We start from the raw sequence: 4027 nt of genomic DNA, 5'->3' as shown, positions 1-4027 counted from the left end.
AGTCACAGCAAAAATGTTGTTAGCACACCCGATTTTGCCGCCAAATCCACTCACCGCAAAATCAGATACTTATGGTCTCGCGTTCCCTGCGTGTTCCGCTAGCACTGTTCAACTTGGGTCTAGGCATCGACGGCCGTCCGGTGCTGGACATTTGCCATAACAGCGTGACCCCGCATCAAGGCGGGTGGCTGCACCGCAAGGGCGCTGCGCCTGCTGATCGGGGTCTGGTCGCCATCCCCGGATCGCGAGGGGATTTCAGTTATCTGGTTGAACCCATAGTGGATGATGCCGACAAGGCTCTCCATTCGCTGGCTCATGGCGCCGGCCGCAAGTGGAGCCGCAAGGATGCCCACGCCCGCCTTTCGCGACGCTTCAACGTCGCGGATATGCAGCGTACAGCTCTTGGCAGCCATGTGATCTGCGAAGATCGCAGGTTGATCTTCGAAGAGGCTCCCGATGCCTACAAGGACATTGGCATGGTCATCGCCGATCTGGAGGGAGCCGGCCTGATCCGTGTCATCGCCAAGCTTCGCCCCCTTCTCAGCTACAAGACGAGGGCGGCATGAACGAAGTGATCCTGCACATCACGGCGGGCAAAGGCCCCAAGGAATGCCAATGGGTAGTGGCCCAACTGGCGCGCGCTTTTGCAAAGGAGGCTTGGGGCATGGGCCTTGAATGCGAAGCGCTCGATGGTTTGGAGGATTTGTCGTCCTCGATCCTCCTCCGCATCCGGGGCGAGGCAGCATCGGCCTTTGCTGCGAAGCGCACAGGTTCCAACCAGTGGATCGGGACCAGTCCCTTCCGCCCACGCCACAAGCGGCGGAACTGGTTTGTTGGCGTAGAGCTTGCGCCCGAACCTGACGCGCTCATCGACCTGAAAAATGAGGACATCGATTATCAGGCGATGCGCGCCAGCGGACCGGGTGGCCAGCATGTCAACAAGACAGACAGTGCGGTTCGGGCCACGCACCGGCCGACTGGTCTCGTGGCCACGGCTCAGGAGCAACGATCCCAACACGCCAACCGAAGGCTAGCACGGATGAAATTGGCGATCATGTTGGAAGAACGGCACGGACAAGCCAATGATGGCGCAAAAAGGTCGCAATGGCAGACCCATCAGGATCTCGAACGCGGCAATGCGGTAAGGGTCTATTCTGGCGATAGATTCACTCTGAAGGAATGATGCTCTCAGAGCCGGACGATAATGCCGTCCGGCTCTGAGAGCTTATCCGTAAGCGTGAATTTCCGCGCACCTGTTCGGTTGAGTGACGCGGTGTGAAGGATGTGTCCACCAAGGAAGAGGTGGACACATGGAGATGGCACCGGTGGGCTCCTATGGGCTCGAGGTTGTAAGGGTGACGAGTGACGGCCGGCGCTATTATGGTCGTGCGGGGAAGGTACGGTTGGTCGAGGCGTGCCTCGAGCCTGGCATATCGGTGGCGAGGCTTGCGCTGGAGCATGGTGTCAACGCCAACCAACTGCGCAAATGGGTCAGGAAGTATCAGGAGCGCCAGAGTGCGAACGGGCAGCGGAGCACGGGGCAGTTGCCGGATCCGTCGGCGTTTATCCGGGTGGAGACGTCTCCGGCGCCTGCGGAGCGACACACTGGTGGGATCGCGGTCCGGTCTGCGGGATTAGTACCGTCAGTGCGGATGCAGGCGTCTTCGCAGTCCTTTTTCAATGGCCTCGGCGCGCGGCAAAGCGGCACGGTACGCGTGACGATGATGGACGTGTTCGCGGGCTGGCTGGCACCCGATCTCCATATCTTCCGTACGCTCTATCCCGAAATCCATCTCGACATCACGACCGAGCACTACTTCGTCGATCTTGAGCGGGAGATGGTCGATGTCGCCATCCGTCTCGCGCGTCCCACCAAGGGCAGCAGCAAGCTGCGCAAGCTGGGGGTGGTCAAGTTCGGTACTTACGCCGACCCATCCTATCTGACGCGGCATGCCCTGTCGCCGCCTGGCACCGGCCACGATCTCCTGACGCTGTCCGTGCACTACATGCACCGTGACCACGAATTCCTGGTGGGCGAGACCGCATGGATGCTCGAGCAGCTGCCGGTGGGCGAGATCGTTGCTTCGACGGACAGCTACCTCGCTCTGACCCGGTTCTGCGAAGCGGGCATGGGTCTTGCCCTGCTTCCCGAGATATTGGGAGAGACTAGCGACACGCTCGTGAGATTCGATCGGCGCGAGACTGCTCCTGTCTGCGACCTCTGGCTTGTTGGACACAGTGAGACGGGAAGCACCGCGCGGGTCCGGGCATTCCTCGACTTTATCAAGCTCACCTTCGATCGCCGTTTTCTGCCTTCCCCCAAAGAAAACGAGGATGCGCTGCTGCAGGCGGGTGGCCGCTTCGCCGTGCTGGCGGCCTCGGAAGTCTGGGGAGGGCAGGGGTAATGACGGTATCGTTCGGCTTGCGGCCCGGCACCTAGTCGAAGCGTTTCCATGCTCGCCAGCTTGAGGTCGCCGCCCAAAGGCCCGTGCGGATCGCGTAATCGTAATGCGCCGGCGATGCGGCGCGCTGCATTCCACCTGCACTGCCGGAAGCAACGGCAGTATCGTATCCTCGCGCCTGACACTGGGACGCATCCGGCATGTGAAACGGGTTGTCGGTTTGACAAATTAGAGCAATGGCGGTTGCATGACGGAAATGGGCACCTCCGGCCGCTATTCGACCTCGACCAAGGGGGAAGCGACACGAAACCGTATCCTTGATGCGTCCGAGGTGCTGTTCGCGCAAAGCGGCTATATCGGCACTTCGCTGCGCGACATCGCCAGGGCAGCGGACGTGAGGATGGGGCTGGTCCATTACCACTTCGGCAACAAGCACCTGATCCTCGATGCCGTGCTGGAGCGCAAGCTCGACCTGTTGCGCGGCACCATCGCCGCCAGCTTCGCGCGTGCCGAGGCGGGCGGGAAGTTCGGGCTGGAGGAGATCGTGACCGCTTTCATCCTGCCGTTCCTGCAGGCGGCCTCGCGCCTCGACGACCCCTTGCGCAATTACATGGTCATGACCTCGCACCTGATGAGTTCGTACCGCTTGCCTGAACTGCGCCCGATCCTCGCCAAGCTGAGCGTGGTGTCGCAGATCCTGATCGACCGGCTGCGCGAATACCGGCCCGACATCGCCGAACGCGAACTTCTGGCGGGCGTCTATCTGATCGAGGCGGCGCTGATCTTCATGGTGCAGGACCCCGGCTTCCTCGACGACATTAGCGCGGGCCACCATTCGGTTGCGCGGCTGGAGGACATGGCGGCCCCGGCGCTGCGTTTCTTCGCCAGCGGACTGGAGAGTCTGAAGGGCACTTGACGACCGTGTCAGGCCCTGTCTGTTTTGTCAGGCAGGTCGATCGACCAGTTTTGTTATCCTGCTCCGTGACGAGACGGACCCGGCAAGAGGTTCCGAAAGGAGCAGAGATGGGAAGGCAAGACATCGACGCGCTGATGATTGATGGGCGCAACGCCGACAATCTTCGCGGCGACCCGATCACCGGCGACCGCTACACCTCGGTTGAATTCATGCAGCGCGAATGGGACCACATGTGGACCCGCATCTGGCACGTCGCCGGCCGCACGGCCGAGCTGGAGGAGCCGGGCGACTACGTCGTGCACAACTTCATGAACGAGTCCGTCTTCTGCGTTAAGCAGGACGACGGCTCGATCAAGGCGTTCTACAATTCGTGCCGCCACCGCGGCATGCGGCTGGTGTGGGACGCCAGTTCGCAGGACTCGTTCCAGTGCCCTTACCATGGCTGGGTCTGGGGCAAGGACGGCGTTCTGAACTATGCGCAGGACCCGCAGGACTTCCCGCAAGGCAACCCCTGCGGCAAGCTCAAGCTCAAGGAACTGCGCTGCGCCACCTGGGGCGGTTTCGTCTGGTACACGATGGACGATGAAGCGCCCGAACTGCTCGACTTCCTGTCGCCGATGCCGGACCTTTACAAGAACTACCCGATGGACACCGCCGTGCGCGTGTTCTGGATGAAGATCGACCTCGAAACCAACTGGAAGTTCGCCAC

At 61.4% G+C, this 4027-nt stretch carries 5 protein-coding genes; all 5 read left to right on the top strand.

What is annotated here, in order from left to right; all coding sequences use genetic code 11:
• Window positions 1-71: 71 nt before the first annotated feature.
• Window positions 72-566, top strand: coding sequence for an RtcB family protein (locus tag ACYPYD_RS16985; protein WP_459664365.1), 495 nt, complete (start codon window positions 72-74; stop codon window positions 564-566).
• Entirely contained in the window at window positions 563-1183 is a 621-nt protein-coding gene (gene prfH, locus ACYPYD_RS16980; RefSeq protein WP_459664364.1) for a peptide chain release factor H, read from the top strand. Before ACYPYD_RS16985 ends, prfH begins: the two co-directional genes overlap by 4 nt.
• 127 nt (window positions 1184-1310) lie before the next feature.
• The gene (locus ACYPYD_RS16975; protein WP_459664363.1) at window positions 1311-2405 is read left to right on the top strand and encodes a LysR substrate-binding domain-containing protein; all 1095 of its coding nucleotides are present in this window, start codon (window positions 1311-1313) and stop codon (window positions 2403-2405) included.
• A 244-nt stretch (window positions 2406-2649) separates the two neighbouring features.
• Window positions 2650-3318, top strand: a complete 669-nt coding sequence (locus ACYPYD_RS16970) for a TetR family transcriptional regulator (protein ID WP_036530941.1) — start codon at window positions 2650-2652, stop codon at window positions 3316-3318.
• Window positions 3319-3425: 107 nt separating this feature from the next.
• Window positions 3426-4027: aromatic ring-hydroxylating oxygenase subunit alpha (locus tag ACYPYD_RS16965; protein WP_459664360.1), on the top strand; the 602-nt coding region annotated here is incomplete at its 3' end.

This window comes from Novosphingobium sp. 11B (assembly GCF_054589055.1).
The sequence above is the reverse complement of the archived record's forward strand: the minus strand, read 5'-3'. Positions and strand labels throughout refer to the sequence as shown.